Raw genomic sequence first — 15,216 nt, 5'->3', positions numbered from 1 at the left:
ATTTTCTCAAAAATAATCTTTCGGATTTTACAAATCCTCTACATTATAACACTACATTTTATAAAAAAACACATGCAATAAGAGCTTAGATTTAATTCAGCTTTTAAAAGGTATGTGTTTTTTACTTTCCTGTTTATTTTTTTCTTAAATAAAACTAGTAAGAACAGTAAATTCATTACTTTAAACCAAAAAGAAAAAGAAGCTGTTTAATAAAAAAACAGTACAAAAACAATCCGACTTTTTATAAAAAGTACACATATATAATTTGTCAAACAAGCTAATCCTTATTTTTTCCAACGAACGCTTCATAAATTTGATAAGAGAAAAATAGTTTTAAATTAAAATAATTTATTTCTTTTTGAAATTACATTATTAAACTGCTATTATCTCATAACCAATTTAAGATCATTAAAGAAATTTTCGCGATAACAGACATAAACCTTGAATGTCTATAAATGCTCAAGGAAAATAAATTTTAAAAATTCAAATATTATGAAAAAATCAATCTTAAACTTAGGTAAATCATTAAACAAAAAAGAACAACAAAATATCAATGGAGGTTTTGGATTAAGACAACCTTGTGCTCCTAGCTCTAGATACACACTTGAACCTGGTAATAACTCATGTGGAGGAACTGTTGGAAGAGCTTGTTCTTTCCCTACTTCTTCAACTTCTTTTCCTGGAGGAAGATGTTACGGAACTGTAATTAACAATGTTTGTACTGTAAATTGTTAATTAAACAATCTGTGGGTTGTTGTTTTCAAACAACTTATTTTCAATACAAATAAAAAGTGCGGTTTTAAAAACCGCACTTTCATATTTATAGTAAATTTCGATTGGTTTATTAATCGAAAGGTGTATCCATTTTAATATAATCTAAAAATTCTCTTTTTGTATCTCTGTCCTTAAATTTACCTCCAAATTCAGCAGTAACAGTAGAACTCTCTATATCTTTAATTCCTCTAGAATTTACACATAAATGTTTTGCATCTATAACACAAGCTACATCTTCTGTACCTAAAGCCTCTTGCATAGCTTGTACAACTTGCATTGTTAAACGCTCCTGTACTTGTGGTCTTTTAGCAAAATATTCTACAATACGGTTCATTTTAGATAAACCAATGACTTTTCCATTAGAAATGTATGCTACATGAGCACGACCAACAATAGGTAACAAGTGATGTTCACAAGTAGAATATACAACAATGTTTTTTTCCACCAACATTTCACCATACTTATAGTTATTATCAAAAGTAGATGCCTTAGGCTTATGTTTAGGGTTTAACCCCATAAAAATCTCATTGACAAAAGCTTTAGCAACACGCTTAGGTGTGCCCTGTAAACTATCATCTTCTAAATCCATACCTAAGGTTTCTAATATCACCTTAACACTTTCTTGTATTTTTGCTATTTTCTCTTCGTCCGAAATATCAAAAGCGTCTGCACGCAATGGCGTTTTAGCTGAAGTTCCAATGTGGTCCTCTCCTAATTCTTCAATTCTTTCGTCTCTCATATTATTGTGGATCTCGAACATACTTATTTGTTTAATGTTTTTCCGTAAAGATAAAACAAAAAGTTGTCTTTATTGTATTAATTTAATTATTTCCTTGATTGTAAGGAATTTTTCATCTCTAGTTTCTGTGTTCTTAAACTTAAATTTATCTTCCTCTACTGAAGTTATTACAAACTCTATGCCTCTTTTATCAACATATTTCCACTGCTTCTTTTGCTGATTATTACTAACAGCAAGATCTGGATATAATTCAGTTTTAATTCCATTTGCTCTTAACTCCGTTATAGCCTTCATTTTTGTTAAACTTTCTTTTTCATCAAAATTTAAAAACAAAATTTTAGGTTTAGGTAGTTCTACTTCTTCAAAAAGACCTAATTCTTCCATAACTAAATAGATACGGTCTAACCCAAAAGATATTCCTACTCCACTTACATCTTTTAATCCAAATATTCCTGTTAAATCATCATATCTACCTCCTCCTCCGATAGAACCTATCTTTACTTCTTCAGGAGCTGCAACTTCGAAAATTGCTCCGGTGTAATAATTTAAACCTCTAGCTAAAGTAACATCTAACTCTAAAGTTGCTGTTTGTAAACCTAACTCAGCAATACTATTTATTACAAAAGTTAATTCTTCAACTCCTTTTAATCCTTCTTCAGAATCTGATAACATTGATTTTAACGATGCCAATTTGTCTGCATTACTTCCTGTAAAATCAAATAACGGTTGTACTTTTTCGATAGCTTCTTCAGAAATATCTTTCGAAAGCATTTCTTTCACAACTCCATCTTTACCAATTTTATCAAGTTTATCTAAAGCAACTGTAAAATCAATTAATTTATCTTTTGCTCCAATAACTTCTGCAATACCTGAAAGTATTTTTCGATTATTGATTTTGATAGTCGTTCCTTTTACATTCAACTTACTAAAAACTGAATCGTATAATTGAACAAACTCTACTTCTTGCCATAAAGAATCGCTACCAACTACATCTGCATCGCACTGATAAAACTCTCTAAAACGTCCTTTTTGAGGACGATCTGCTCTCCAAACAGGTTGAATTTGGTAACGCTTAAATGGAAATGTAATTTCGTTTTGGTGTTGCACAACATAACGCGCAAACGGTACAGTTAAATCGTAACGTAAAGCTTTCTCTGAGATTTGAGTTGTTACTTTATTACTGTCTTTAGCTGAAAGTAAATTTTCATTTACTTTATTTAAATAATCACCAGAATTTAAAATCTTAAAAATTAAACGATCACCTTCTTCTCCATACTTCCCCATTAAGGTCGAAGAATTCTCAAAACTTGGTGTTTCAATAGGCTGAAAACCATACACTTCAAAAGCCTGCTTTATCGTGTTAAAAATAAAGTTTCTTCTTGCTACTTGTGTTGACGAAAAATCTCTAGTTCCTTTTGGAATTCCTGGTTTCATATAGAATAATCTATTTAATTCTTTTAACTACATCGTTTTGAGCCTGCAAATATCTGAATTTATTAGCGGATTATGAAGTTTTATTTCGACGTTTTAATTGATAGATTGAAGCATTTAGTTCAAAGCCTAATAATAACACTATTGCATTTAACCAAACAAATAACATTAAAATTAAAAGTGTACCTATAGAACCATATAATTGATTGTATTTCGCAAATTCTAAAACATAAATTCCAAAAAGATAAAAGGTAAACAACGATACAACTGTCGTTAAAAAGGCTCCTGCTGAAAAGAATTTTGTAGTATTTCCTTGTTTTGTTCCGTATCTAAACAACAAATAAACAATGGTATAAATCATAACTAAAAACAAGAATCCTCTTCCTAAATAAAATAGATTTAATTCACTAGTATCAAACCAACCTATCTCATCAATTTTTGATAAAGCTATTTGATACAATACCACCAAACATACTACTATAATTAAAAAGAAAGACATTAAAAGCGATACTCCTAAAGAAACTAAATATGTTTTAAATACATTTCTAAATTCTTGAACATGATACGAATACTCAAAACCTCCAAAAATGGCATTTACACCATTTGTCATTAAAAAAATTGAAGTTAAAAAACCAAAAGAAAGTAAACCTCCATATTGATTATTTAAAATATCTTTTATTACTCCATCAACTGCATCAAAAGTTTTTGGTGGTAAACCTTCTCTAATTAAATCGAATAAACCTTCTTGAAAACCATCAACAGGTATGTATGGAATTAAGGTTAAAATGAATAATAAAAATGGGAAAATTGCCATAAAGAAACTAAAAGCAATTCCTCCTGCTCTAGTCGTTAATGCTCCTTTAACAATTCCAATGATATACATTTCTATAACATCGTATAAGGATAAGCCTTCTAAACCAGGAATTTTAATTTCTTTTCCAAATTTAACTAACCAATTTACTACTGGAATTTTCTCTAAATTTTCTTCTATTCTTTTTGACATTAATGCAAAAATCTGATTTTTATCCTTGATTTAAAAATGAATAGACCATTTTTGAATCTGATTCACTATTAAATTTAATTTTTAATTGAATAGAATTCTTTTCAAATAGTCTGTTTTTGGTTCCAATAATTTTGATTGTTTTGTTTTCTATTGATGAAGATTGATACAGAATTTTAAACTTTAAATCATTTTCTAAATTCGTGTTTAACTGGATTACATCGTAATTATATTTACTCTTTATTAGAATATAGTTTTTAAATAATTTCACATTACCAATCCAAAAGCTTCTCTTTATGGATTCTATATTTTTTATTTCAACATTAGCAAATGAATTTATTAATGGTTCATCAGAAAATAAACGCATTGTTTTCTTTTTTTGATTCATTGTATACATTACACCTGTTATGAAAAACAAGATCATAATAGAAATAAAGAAAGTTGAAATGATGGAGTTTATATCCAATTTACGAAACAATTTTGATTTTATACTTTTCTAGCAAATTAGCAACATTATCTTTTGAAAAAATTGCTTTTTCTACTCTATTAGACTCTAAATCGATAGAAAAGTTACGTGCTGTTTTAAAATTTACATTTCTTAAATCTGAAGCTTCGAAAATTGACCCAAGTAAATCACAATCATCAAAATAACTAAATTGAAGATTTGCTTCGGTAAAATCTACCTCTTTTATACTACAATTTACAAATTGAAAGTTTTGCATTTTTAACTGATAAAAAGAAGAGTAATCAACTTGACAATCGGTAAAATTTATCTTCAATAAAAAAGGATCTATTTCATAGAACTTAATTCCTAATAATTTTGAACTACAAAAATGTACATCTTTAAAACTACTTTCTTTCAATCTTGTATTACTCAGATTACAATCGATAAATTCACATTCTAAAAATTCTGAATTTACAACGTGCATATTCGAAAAATCGCAATTCTCAAATGTACAAGAATCAAAATCTGATCTACTTATTTGATCATTTGTAAAAGCTACTTTTTTAAATGTTTCATTATCATAATAATCATTCATTGTATTATTCTTCTTTAAATTCATAAACTATAATTTTTCCATTCGGATAAGTTATAGAGCCAAATAATTTTTTGTTTTCAATAGCAAACTTTATTTCTTTAAGATGAGTGTACTCAACATCTTCTGGTTTTAAAGCTATTAGGATATCATTTTCTTTTATTTCATAGTTATACTTAAACTTTCGTATGTATGTTTCTTTATCACAAGACGAAACTCCTTTTTCTGCAAGTTCAACCTTATCTTTTAAAAATTTAACAACCACATAAATTTCTTCTCCAGCACAAGGATTATCATCTGGAGTTTCTTCACAAACCGAGTTTACACGGGCTATAAATTGTTTTCCAATTACATTAAAGTTTTGTGCTTGAATAACAGAAGTGAACAATATAAAAAGTACACCTAATCTCATTATTTATTTTTTAATAAAGATATTATATATTAACAAAAAACGATCAAAAGAATATTCTTCTGATCGTTTTTAATTTATAACCGTTATCGTTTAATCTATTTTAGTCCTCTAGCTTTTAACATTGGTTCTGCTTGAGGATCTCTTCCTGCAAATGTTTTATACATTTCAGCATAATCCATAGTACTCCCTCTAGACAATACTTCTTTACGGAATTTATCTCCATTTTCACGAGTTAATAGTCCGTTATTTTTAAACCAATCATAAGCATCGTGACTTAACATTTCTGTCCATAAATACGAATAATAACCAGAAGCATAACCTCCGCTAAATATATGAGCAAAATAAGTAGATCTGTATCTTGGAGGAATTTGATCTATATTTAAATTCATTTTTTCTAAGGCTTCTTTTTCAAACTTTGCAACATCTTCGATTTTTACATCTTTACCGATAGTATGCCATTGCATATCTAAATTTGATGAACATAGATTTTCTATAATTGAATACCCTTGATTAAATGTTCCTGCAGCTTTTATTTTTTTTAATAAAGTATCAGGAATTACTTCTCCTGTCTTATAATGTAAAGCATAATTATTTAACACCTCTGGATGTGTTGCCCAATTTTCATTAAATTGTGATGGAAACTCAACAAAATCTCTCGCTGTACTTGTTCCTGAAATTGAAGCATATATTTGATCTCCAAATAAACCATGTAACGCATGACCGAACTCATGAAACATTGTTTCTACTTCATCAAAACTAATTAAAGCAGGCTCTCCTTCTGCTGGTTTTGGAGAATTACAAACATTGTAAATTACAGGTTTTTGATTACGCAATTTTGATTGTTTCACAAAAGCACTCATCCAAGCTCCTCCTCTTTTGCTATCTCTAGCAAAGAAATCACCATAAAATAAACCTAGTTTACTTCCATCTTCTTCGAACAATTCATAAACTACAACATCTGGATGATATACTGGAATATCTTCGCGCTTTTTAAACGTAATTCCATATAATTTATTCGCCGCAAAAAAGACTCCTTTTTCTAAAACATTATTAATTTCGAAATACTGTTTTACTTCTTCTTCATCTAAATTGTATTTGGATTTACGAACTTTCTCTGCATAATGGTTCCAATCGTATGGCGTTAATTCAAAATCTCCACCTTCTTTATTGATTTCTGTTTGAATTTCTTTTATTTCTGAAGCTGCTTTTTCTAATGAACCTGGAATTAAGTTTTTAAACATTTCAAAAACTTTATCTGGTGTGCTTGCCATAGTTCCTTGCAAACTCCAACTTGCATAATTATCAAAACCTAAAATTTCAGCTTTTTTAGCTCTTAATTCTACCATTTGTTTTACTAAATCTGAAGTATCATAAGCTCCTCCTTCAGTTCTACAAAAAGATTTTTTGAATAACTTTTCACGAAGTTCTCTATTCTCTAATGTTTGTAAAGATGGTTGTTGTGTTGTATTAATTAATTGAATTTCATACTTCCCATCTTTCTCGATAGATTTAATCTTTTCTTCAGAAAAACCTTTCAACTCACTTTTATCAGTAACTAAAACGCCTCCTTTTTTCATAGCGTCTACTCCTTTTTTCCCAAAATCGTTAGATAAACTAGCTAATTGAGCATTAATTGCTTTTAATTCCTCTTTTTTATCTTCTGATAAATTTGCTCCTGCTTTTACAAAATTCTTGTAGTATTCACTTACTAAATGTTTAGACTCTGGATCTAAATTTAAACTTTCTAAACTATTATAAACTGTTTTAATTCTTTCAAACAATTTTGTGTTTAATAAAATATTATCTCCGTGTTTAGAAAATTTAGGCGCTAGTTCTTTTTGATTTTCACGAATAACGTCGTTTGTATGTGCACTAGTTAATGCAGAAAAAATAGCATTTACATTATCTAACGTTTTACTACTTTCTTCTAAAGCTAAAATTGTGTTTTCGAAAGTTGGTGCTTCTGTATTCGCTACTATTTTTGCTATTTCAGAATTTTGAACTTCCATTCCTTTTAAAATAGCAGGCATAAAATGCTCATTCTTTATTTTGGTAAAATCTGGAGCTCCGTAATCTAAACTACTTTTTACTAATAAAGGATTTTCAGAAGTACTCATATCTTCGGTATTTTCTTTTTTTGGTTCTTTTGTATTACAGCTAAATGCTAGAGCTAAAACTGTAACCATTAGTATATGTTTTTTCATTTTGGATTGTTATTTAAGTTTATCTATTGAATTACCAGTTAAATTTTGAAGATTTTCCGTGATTTTTTCAATTGGCCAATCCCACCATTTTAACATTAATAACTCATCTATAGTTTCTTGATTAAAACGTTTTTTTATTTCTTTTGCTGGATTCCCTCCTACAATTGTGTAGGGAGGAACATCTTTAATTACTGTTGAATTTGTAGCAATTATAGCTCCATCACCGATAGTAACTCCGGCCATTATTGTTGCATTATGACCAATCCAAACATCGTTACCAATAACTACATCTCCTTTATTTGGATAAGATTTTCCTTCCATTGATTTCTCCCAACCATTTCCAAAAATGGCAAAAGGATAAGTAGAAATTGCATCTGTTAAATGATTTGCTCCATTCATAATAAAACTGACTCCAGAAGCAACCATACAAAATTTACCAATGATTAGCTTGTCTCCTGTAAAATCAAAATGATACTTTACATTTTTTTCGAAATTTTCTACATTTTCAAAATCATCATAATAGGTATAATCTCCAACAATAATATTTGGATTTTTAATTACATTTTTCAGAAAACATAATTTATCGTAATTAGGCAAAGGAAACTTACTATTCTTATCAGGTCCGATCATGAATTAATCTACTGCTTTTAAACTTAAATCTAAATTATAAACAGAATGAGTTAATGCTCCAGAAGAGATAAAATCAACACCACACTCAGCATATTTACGAATTGTTTTTTCATTAATCCCTCCAGAACTTTCAGTTAAACATTGATCACCAATAAGCTCTACAGCTTTTCTTGTATCTTCGTAATTAAAATTGTCTATTAAGATTCTATACACTCCTTCATTAGATAAAATTTCTTTAATTTCATCTAAATTTCTAGCTTCTACTATAATTTTAATATCTAAATTTTTCTCTGCTAAATAAGCTTTTGTTTTTGTAATGGCTTGGGTTATTCCGCCAGCGAAGTCGATATGATTATCTTTAATCATAACCATATCATATAAAGCAAAACGATGATTTTCTCCTCCACCAATTTTTACAGCCCATTTTTCTAATGCTCTAATTCCTGGAGTTGTTTTACGCGTATCTAATACTTTTGTTTTTGTTCCCTCTAACAATCCCATAAAGTATCCTGTTTTAGTTGCAATAGCACTCATACGTTGCATTGCATTTAAAACTAAACGTTCTGCTTGTAGTATAGATTGAGATTTCCCGGAAACATAAAAAACAATGTCTCCATATTTTACTTTTTCTCCATCATTTATTAAAGTTTCTACTTTTAAATCTTTATCTACATAAGCGAAAACTTGCTTAGCAAATTCTACACCTGCGATTACTCCTTCGTCTTTTACTAATAATTTTGCTTTACCTGTAGCGTCTGCTGGAATACAAGATAATGAAGTATGATCTCCTTCTCCTATATCTTCACGAATTGCATTTGCTATAATTAACTCTAGTTCTTTATTAAATTGTTCTTGAGATATCATGTAAATTTTATTATAGAGGTAAAAATAATGTTTTACCTCTATAAATAAAATTCAACTCGAACTATTAATTATAAAAACTATGAAATAAACTCATCTCCGTAATAAAAAAACAACAAGCTTAATAAAAACTTAGATCTTTTTAACTGTCCTTCCATTGCATAATACCAAGCTCTTTTAGTTAAAAACTGAACAGCATAATCATCTGGAAATTGTTTCTTTAACTTATAGATATAAAATGGTATTCTTAAATCTTCTTTTCTGTAATTAACTCCTGTAAAGCTTTGTAATTTTTCTAAATGCTGAAAACCAAACTCTTTAGTAGGCTCAATAATTGTACCTTCTCCAAAATCATTCCATGTAGCTATTTGAATAAAGTTTGTATTTCTATTTTCTGATTCTACAAAAGACTCTTCAAAAGTATTTGTTCCATTACCCTCTAATTCCCATTCACCTTCATTTACATCTCTCCAACCACCTTCTTTATAAAAATCATTAAATCTAGGATAAGCTACTCCTCCAATAATTTCATCATTAAAATTAGCTTCATAATTATAATAACCTTTAAGTGTTTGTAAATGTTTTTTATCAATCCATGCATATTCTCCAGAACAAATATCAGTTCCTAAAATCTCTCTACTATTCCATAAAGTTAATACCTCACTTTGATTCTGTACAGATGCTAAAATTTTCTCCCAATCTGATGAATCATCTATATAATTTGGACCGAAAATCATTAGTAAATTCCTACCATTAACTTTTATATAGTTTCTATTCCTAAAATATTTTTTATTAATATGATCTATATCCGCAATAGCCTGATTTAATTGCAAATCTGTTAACCCTCTTGCTTGTTCATTTACTACTCTATCTTCATACATTATAGCAAATTTCATTCTTGAAGTTTCTAATTGAGAAATAAAATTATCTGTTCCTCTTTTAATCAAATCAAAATCCCAAACATCTCTAATTCCATACCAATCAAAAATTACACCGTCAATACCACTAAATTTCATTAATAAAAGATGATACTCTTGTAAATCTTCATCATTTGTTGAATAAGGACCTATTAAAGGATAATAATGTGATGCAATTTGCCTTTTTCCGTTTTCATCAGTCTGGTCTGGATCTTGATTCATCATAGTCCAATGTTGCCCCCAAAAACCATCTATTGATTTAGTTTGAAACCAAGGCATGTAGTGAACATAAATTTTTTTCCCAGTAACTGCTCCTCCTCTCCTGTAAAGTAATTCGTTAGTAGTATTCGAAATACTTTTACTTTCTTCTTCTTTTATTACATTTTTAATATCATATTCTTCTTCATTAAAGTTCCACTTTTTATAAAACTTTTCTTCTTTGATTTTCTCTTGAACAAATTCAACTGGAGTTTGTTCTTCTAAATAATCTTTCGAGCAGCTAAAACAAACACTACACAGAAAAACTATTATGATCTTTTTTAGGGGACTTCTCATAATAATATAATATTCAATAATTTACACCTTAAATTTAGTTTATTATTTTTTTAAATAAAAGAGGGAATTAACTGATTTTTAATCTAGTTTTGTTTTAAATCACCAGATCATGAAAATTAAATTACTTGCTGTAGGTAAAACTGATGACAAAAATTTAATTCAGTTAATTAACATCTATCAAAAAAGATTAAAACATTACGTGAAATTTGAAGTTGAAATTATTCCAGATATAAAGAATGTTAAGAATTTATCAGAAGCACAACAAAAAGAAAAAGAAGGTGAACTTATTCTTTCAAAACTTCAAAATACAGATCAACTTATTCTTTTAGATGATAAAGGAAAACACTACACATCTATTGAGTTTTCTAATTTTCTCCAAAAAAAAATGAATTCAGGTATTAAACAATTAGTTTTAGTTATTGGAGGCCCATATGGTTTTTCTGACGTTGTATATAAAAAGGCTAACGGAAAATTATCTTTATCGAAAATGACTTTTTCTCATCAAATGATTCGTTTATTTATTATTGAACAAATTTATCGTGGTTATACCATTTTAAAAAACGAGCCATATCATCATGAATAAATAAAAGCATTTAAAATTCAAACTTTTACAAGATATTACAAGTATCTTTTTAGAAGTTAATTCAGGCATTATTCACACAATTTATTTATGCAACAAACCACCTTAGAGATGATAAAAAATCCTACTTTTGTTTAAGTAATTTTTAGATATGAAATTAGTTTTTGCAACCAATAATTTAAATAAACTAAAAGAAGTTCAAGAAATGTTACCTGATTCTATTGAACTTTTATCATTAAAAGACATTAATTGTTTTGAAGATATAGAAGAGACTGCAACTACCTTAGAAGGTAATGCTAAAATTAAAGCCAATCATATCACTAATCATTATAACTATAACTGTTTTGCTGATGATACAGGATTAGAAGTGGAAGCTTTACAAGGCGAACCTGGTGTATATTCAGCCAGATATGCAGGTGAACCTGCTAACGCAGAAAATAATATGACTAAACTTCTAAAAAACCTCAATCAAAACACAAACAGAAAAGCTCAATTTAGAACATCAATTTGTTTAAATTTAAATGGGGAGCAATTCCTTTTTAATGGTATTTGTGAAGGAAATATTTTACTTGATAAAAAAGGAGAGAAAGGCTTTGGTTATGATCCAATTTTTCAGCCCAAAGGATACCAACAGTCTTTTGCTGAGATGAGTTCAGAAGCAAAAAATAAAATTAGTCATAGAGGTTTAGCTATTCAAAAACTTGTTGAGTTTCTAAAAACTTCATTAATTGACTAACTTAAAAAAAACATATTATTCCCATTTTACAATTCTTTGTTTTGCGCTATTATTTTTTAGTTTAGTAGATATTAGTTTAGGTTCGGTAGCTATTCCTTTCAAAGAAATTATTAATACTTTACTAGGAAAAACCCCATCTAAAACTAGCTGGGAAACTATTATTATTAATTATAGATTACCAAAAACAATCACTGCTATTTTAGTTGGCTCGGGGTTATCTGTTAGCGGCTTATTAATGCAAACATTATTCAGAAACCCGTTAGCTGGGCCTTTTGTATTAGGCATCTCTTCTGGAGCAAGTTTAGGAGTTGCTTTATTTGTTTTAGGCTCTGGGTTTATAGGAGGTTTTTTAGGTTTTGATATACATACTTTAGGTTTGCCTTTAGCAGCTAGTTTAGGTGCTTTTTTAGTTTTAATTGCAGTTATTTTAGCAGCTAACAAAGTAAGAAACACTATGTCTATATTAATTATAGGATTAATGTTTGGTGCTCTTACTTCCGCTATAATAAACGTTCTTTCATATTTTAGTGAAGCTGAACAAGTTAAACAATTTGTTTTTTGGGGATTTGGTAGTCTTGGAAATTTAACTTGGAATGAAATTTTAATTTTCTCTGGAATATATTTTATATGCGCATCAGGAATTTTTGCTTCAATTAAATCTTTAAACAGCTTTTTACTTGGTGAAAATTATGCCAAAAGCCTAGGAATTAATACCAAAAGAAGCAGAAATATAATATTAATTATTACTAGTGTTTTAACCGGAATTATAACTGCATTTTGTGGACCAATTGCTTTTATAGGTTTAGCAACACCACACATAACCAAGTTAGCTTTTAAAACTTCAAATCATAAAATATTGATCCCAGCTGTAACTATTACAGGAGCAATTATTTTATTAATTTGTGATACAATTGCTCAGTTTCCCAAACACCAATTTACTTTACCTATAAATGCAATTACCTCATTATTTGGAGCCCCTGTTGTAATTTGGCTTTTAGTAAGAAAGAAAAAAATTTACGTGTAATTTGAACATCGATAAAGAAAATATAATTCTAAAAACTAAAAACTTATCTGTTGGTTATCAGTCAAAAAAACAAACTAACACTATAGTTTCAGACATCAATTTATCTATTTCTAAAGGTAAATTAGTCGCTTTGTTAGGAAAAAATGGTGCAGGAAAATCTACACTTCTAAGAACATTAAGTAAAGTTCAAAAACCTATATCTGGAGAAATTTTAATTCAAAACTCTCCTTTAGAAAACTATACTCATGCAGAGTTAGCTAAAATTTTAAGCGTTGTACTAACTGAACGTTTACCTGAAAGTCAACTTTCTGTCTTTGAAATTGTAGCCCTAGGAAGACAACCTTACACTAACTGGTTAGATCGTTTGTCAATTAATGATATGAAAAAAATTCAAACAGCATTGGATTTAACCGATATCACTCATTTAAAAAGCAAACCTTTTTATCAATTAAGTGACGGTCAACTTCAAAGAGTACTTATTGCAAGAGCTTTAGCTCAAGATACTGAAGTTATAATTTTAGATGAACCAACTGCTCATTTAGACATTCATCATACTTATAAAGTTTTTTCTTTATTAGAAAACCTTGTAAAAAACACGAATAAAACGATTATCATCTCTACTCATGAAGTTAATCTCGCAATGCAACTTGCAAATGAATTCATTTTATTAACTCAAAAACAACTCTTTAGTGGAGATTTATCTACTTTAATAGATTCTGATGCTTTTTCTTTATTATTTCCTAAAGATAACATTAAGTTTAACAAGAAATTACAACAATTCGTAATTAACAAAAATTAAATTTGAAGCTCTGTAGGTTTTAACCTACATTTGATTCCCGCATATTTTATAAAACAAATTTATTTATAATGAAGAATTTTATTTTCGCTGCATGCTCACTTGCTATGATAACATATAACAGTTCTGCACAGCAAAAAAACAAATCTAAAAAGGACGATGTTACTATATACGCAGAAACAATAACCGCTAAAGATTTAGGAAAACACCTCTTTATTTATGCTTCCGATGAATTTGAAGGAAGAAACACTGGAGAGCCAGGACAAAAGAAAGCCGTGAATTATTTAAAAGATTTTTATATCAATGAAGGTATAGCTTCTCCTTTAGGAGGAAATAATTATTTTCAAAAAGTTCCTTCTGCTTATCTAAGCAATAATCGTAGAGGAAAAAAGCTAAATGATTCCGAAAATGTTGTTGCTTTTATTAAAGGTACAGAAAAACCTGATGAAATTATTGTAATCTCTGCTCATTTAGACCATGAAGGTGTAAAAAATGGAAAAATATACAATGGTGCTGATGATGACGGCTCAGGAACAGTTGCAATTTTAGAAATTGCTCAAGCATTTAAAAAAGCAGCTAATGAAGGAAAAGGACCTAAACGATCTATTTTATTTTTACACGTTACTGCAGAAGAAAAAGGATTAATTGGCTCTAGATATTATACTGAAAATCCTATTTTCCCTTTAAAAAATACAGTTACAGATTTAAATATCGACATGATTGGTAGAATTGACGCTCGCCATAAAGGAAATCCTAATTATGTATATCTTATTGGTTCAGATAAATTAAGCACAGAGTTACATAATATTTCTGAAGAAGCTAATAAAAAATACATGAATATTAATTTAGATTATAAGTATAATGATGAAAACGATCCTAATCGTTTTTACTATCGTTCCGATCATTATAACTTTGCTAAGCACAACATTCCAATTATTTTTTATTTTAATGGAACTCATGCAGATTATCATCAACCAACAGATACTCCTGATAGAATTAATTATGAACTACTAGAGAATAGAACTCGTTTAGTATTTTATACTGCATGGGAAGTAGCAAACAGAAAAAATCGAATTGTAGTCGATAAAGCTCAATAAAAAAGAGACTCGTCGTTTGGCGAGTTTTTTTATTTTTATATTTTAGAGAAAACTTTTCATATGAATATTTTAATCAATGCATTAATTGGATTTATAGCTTTTTTTCACCTTTATATTTTATGGTTTGAAATGTTTGCTTGGGAAACAAGAGGACCAAAAATTTTTAAACACTACCCTAAAGAATTATTCCCTAAAACCAAAACTCTTGCAGCGAACCAAGGATTATATAATGGTTTTTTAGCAGCAGGATTAATCTGGACTTTCTTTATTGAGAATACAGAATGGAAAATTAATGTTTCTATTTTCTTTTTAAGTTGCGTTGCTGTCGCGGGTATTTATGGAGCTATCTCTACAAGTAAAAAAATCTTTTATGTTCAAGGGTTGCCTGCTATTATCACTCTTGTTATGATATTATTAAAATAA

Annotated in this window: 17 protein-coding genes; 7 read left to right on the top strand and 10 right to left on the bottom strand. The window is 28.7% G+C overall.

The features are described from left to right. The first annotated feature begins 492 nt into the window (after positions 1-492). Positions 493-735, top strand: a complete 243-nt coding sequence (locus tag ACSIGC_RS15310; RefSeq protein ID WP_442265650.1) for a hypothetical protein — start codon at positions 493-495, stop codon at positions 733-735. A gap of 109 nt (positions 736-844) precedes the next feature. On the opposite strand, the gene folE is transcribed toward ACSIGC_RS15310, so the two are convergent. The 10 genes from folE to ACSIGC_RS15260 all read right to left on the bottom strand — a co-directional run bounded on the left by folE (position 845) and on the right by ACSIGC_RS15260 (position 10,560). After that, positions 845-1,513 carry a GTP cyclohydrolase I FolE gene (gene folE, locus ACSIGC_RS15305; RefSeq protein WP_442267770.1) on the bottom strand — a complete coding sequence of 223 codons (669 nt, stop codon included), beginning with the start codon at positions 1,511-1,513 and terminating at the stop codon, positions 845-847. A gap of 69 nt (positions 1,514-1,582) precedes the next feature. Continuing rightward, positions 1,583-2,947, bottom strand: coding sequence for a histidine--tRNA ligase (gene hisS / locus ACSIGC_RS15300; protein WP_442265649.1), 1,365 nt, complete (start codon positions 2,945-2,947; stop codon positions 1,583-1,585). 70 nt (positions 2,948-3,017) lie between these two features. Then, on the bottom strand, positions 3,018-3,947 hold the full coding sequence (locus ACSIGC_RS15295) for a YihY/virulence factor BrkB family protein (RefSeq protein ID WP_442265648.1): 930 nt from the start codon (positions 3,945-3,947) through the stop codon (positions 3,018-3,020). Positions 3,948-3,966: 19 nt separating this feature from the next. Continuing rightward, positions 3,967-4,311, bottom strand: a complete 345-nt coding sequence (locus ACSIGC_RS15290; RefSeq protein WP_442265647.1) for a hypothetical protein — start codon at positions 4,309-4,311, stop codon at positions 3,967-3,969. Positions 4,312-4,411: 100 nt separating this feature from the next. Then, positions 4,412-5,008 carry a pentapeptide repeat-containing protein gene (locus ACSIGC_RS15285; protein WP_442265646.1) on the bottom strand — a complete coding sequence of 199 codons (597 nt, stop codon included), beginning with the start codon at positions 5,006-5,008 and terminating at the stop codon, positions 4,412-4,414. Next, positions 4,989-5,393, bottom strand: a complete 405-nt coding sequence (locus ACSIGC_RS15280) for a hypothetical protein (RefSeq protein WP_442265645.1) — start codon at positions 5,391-5,393, stop codon at positions 4,989-4,991. Before ACSIGC_RS15280 ends, ACSIGC_RS15285 begins: the two co-directional genes overlap by 20 nt. A gap of 95 nt (positions 5,394-5,488) precedes the next feature. Further along, on the bottom strand, positions 5,489-7,597 hold the full coding sequence (locus ACSIGC_RS15275) for a M3 family metallopeptidase (RefSeq protein ID WP_442265644.1): 2,109 nt from the start codon (positions 7,595-7,597) through the stop codon (positions 5,489-5,491). Between the two features lie 9 nt (positions 7,598-7,606). After that, positions 7,607-8,227 (bottom strand): CatB-related O-acetyltransferase, encoded by a 621-nt coding sequence (locus ACSIGC_RS15270; protein WP_442265643.1) that lies wholly within the window; start codon positions 8,225-8,227, stop codon positions 7,607-7,609. A gap of 3 nt (positions 8,228-8,230) precedes the next feature. After that, a complete protein-coding gene (gene nadC / locus ACSIGC_RS15265; RefSeq protein ID WP_442265642.1) occupies positions 8,231-9,091 on the bottom strand; it encodes a carboxylating nicotinate-nucleotide diphosphorylase in 861 nt (286 codons plus the stop codon). 77 nt (positions 9,092-9,168) lie between these two features. Then, entirely contained in the window at positions 9,169-10,560 is a 1,392-nt protein-coding gene (locus ACSIGC_RS15260) for a glycoside hydrolase family 71/99-like protein (protein ID WP_442265641.1), read from the bottom strand. 109 nt (positions 10,561-10,669) lie between these two features. Between ACSIGC_RS15260 and rlmH the strand changes: the two genes are divergently transcribed. The 6 genes from rlmH to ACSIGC_RS15230 all read left to right on the top strand — a co-directional run bounded on the left by rlmH (position 10,670) and on the right by ACSIGC_RS15230 (position 15,216). Further along, positions 10,670-11,143: a 23S rRNA (pseudouridine(1915)-N(3))-methyltransferase RlmH gene (gene rlmH / locus ACSIGC_RS15255; protein WP_442265640.1), complete on the top strand. Its 474-nt coding sequence runs from the start codon at positions 10,670-10,672 to the stop codon at positions 11,141-11,143. Positions 11,144-11,291: 148 nt separating this feature from the next. After that, positions 11,292-11,876, top strand: a complete 585-nt coding sequence (locus ACSIGC_RS15250) for a non-canonical purine NTP diphosphatase (protein ID WP_442265639.1) — start codon at positions 11,292-11,294, stop codon at positions 11,874-11,876. Beyond that, entirely contained in the window at positions 11,869-12,900 is a 1,032-nt protein-coding gene (locus ACSIGC_RS15245) for a FecCD family ABC transporter permease (protein WP_442265638.1), read from the top strand. Before ACSIGC_RS15250 ends, ACSIGC_RS15245 begins: the two co-directional genes overlap by 8 nt. A 1-nt stretch (position 12,901) precedes the next feature. Next, the gene (locus ACSIGC_RS15240; protein ID WP_442265637.1) at positions 12,902-13,699 is read left to right on the top strand and encodes an ABC transporter ATP-binding protein; all 798 of its coding nucleotides are present in this window, start codon (positions 12,902-12,904) and stop codon (positions 13,697-13,699) included. A 68-nt stretch (positions 13,700-13,767) separates the two neighbouring features. Then, a complete protein-coding gene (locus ACSIGC_RS15235; protein WP_442265636.1) occupies positions 13,768-14,793 on the top strand; it encodes a M28 family metallopeptidase in 1,026 nt (341 codons plus the stop codon). Between the two features lie 60 nt (positions 14,794-14,853). After that, positions 14,854-15,216, top strand: coding sequence for a DUF1304 domain-containing protein (locus tag ACSIGC_RS15230; protein WP_442265635.1), 363 nt, complete (start codon positions 14,854-14,856; stop codon positions 15,214-15,216).

The organism is Tenacibaculum aquaeponti (genome assembly GCF_052084715.1).
In the GTDB taxonomy this organism is placed as follows: Bacteria; Bacteroidota; Bacteroidia; order Flavobacteriales; family Flavobacteriaceae; genus Polaribacter.
Note: the sequence above shows the minus strand (reverse complement) of the source record. Positions and strands in the feature narration are given on the sequence as shown.

Bases quoted from the DNA above. Each gene is read 5' to 3' on its own strand.
- ACSIGC_RS15310 (WP_442265650.1), top strand. From the start codon at position 493: ATGAAAAAATCAATCTTAAACTTAGGTAAATCATTAAACAAAAAAGAA.
- folE (WP_442267770.1), bottom strand. From the start codon at position 1,513: ATGAGAGACGAAAGAATTGAAGAATTAGGAGAGGACCACATTGGAACT.
- hisS (WP_442265649.1), bottom strand. From the start codon at position 2,947: ATGAAACCAGGAATTCCAAAAGGAACTAGAGATTTTTCGTCAACACAA.
- ACSIGC_RS15295 (WP_442265648.1), bottom strand. From the start codon at position 3,947: ATGTCAAAAAGAATAGAAGAAAATTTAGAGAAAATTCCAGTAGTAAAT.
- ACSIGC_RS15290 (WP_442265647.1), bottom strand. From the start codon at position 4,311: ATGCGTTTATTTTCTGATGAACCATTAATAAATTCATTTGCTAATGTT.
- ACSIGC_RS15285 (WP_442265646.1), bottom strand. From the start codon at position 5,008: ATGAATTTAAAGAAGAATAATACAATGAATGATTATTATGATAATGAA.
- ACSIGC_RS15280 (WP_442265645.1), bottom strand. From the start codon at position 5,393: ATGAGATTAGGTGTACTTTTTATATTGTTCACTTCTGTTATTCAAGCA.
- ACSIGC_RS15275 (WP_442265644.1), bottom strand. From the start codon at position 7,597: ATGAAAAAACATATACTAATGGTTACAGTTTTAGCTCTAGCATTTAGC.
- ACSIGC_RS15270 (WP_442265643.1), bottom strand. From the start codon at position 8,227: ATGATCGGACCTGATAAGAATAGTAAGTTTCCTTTGCCTAATTACGAT.
- nadC (WP_442265642.1), bottom strand. From the start codon at position 9,091: ATGATATCTCAAGAACAATTTAATAAAGAACTAGAGTTAATTATAGCA.
- ACSIGC_RS15260 (WP_442265641.1), bottom strand. From the start codon at position 10,560: ATGAGAAGTCCCCTAAAAAAGATCATAATAGTTTTTCTGTGTAGTGTT.
- rlmH (WP_442265640.1), top strand. From the start codon at position 10,670: ATGAAAATTAAATTACTTGCTGTAGGTAAAACTGATGACAAAAATTTA.
- ACSIGC_RS15250 (WP_442265639.1), top strand. From the start codon at position 11,292: ATGAAATTAGTTTTTGCAACCAATAATTTAAATAAACTAAAAGAAGTT.
- ACSIGC_RS15235 (WP_442265636.1), top strand. From the start codon at position 13,768: ATGAAGAATTTTATTTTCGCTGCATGCTCACTTGCTATGATAACATAT.
- ACSIGC_RS15230 (WP_442265635.1), top strand. From the start codon at position 14,854: ATGAATATTTTAATCAATGCATTAATTGGATTTATAGCTTTTTTTCAC.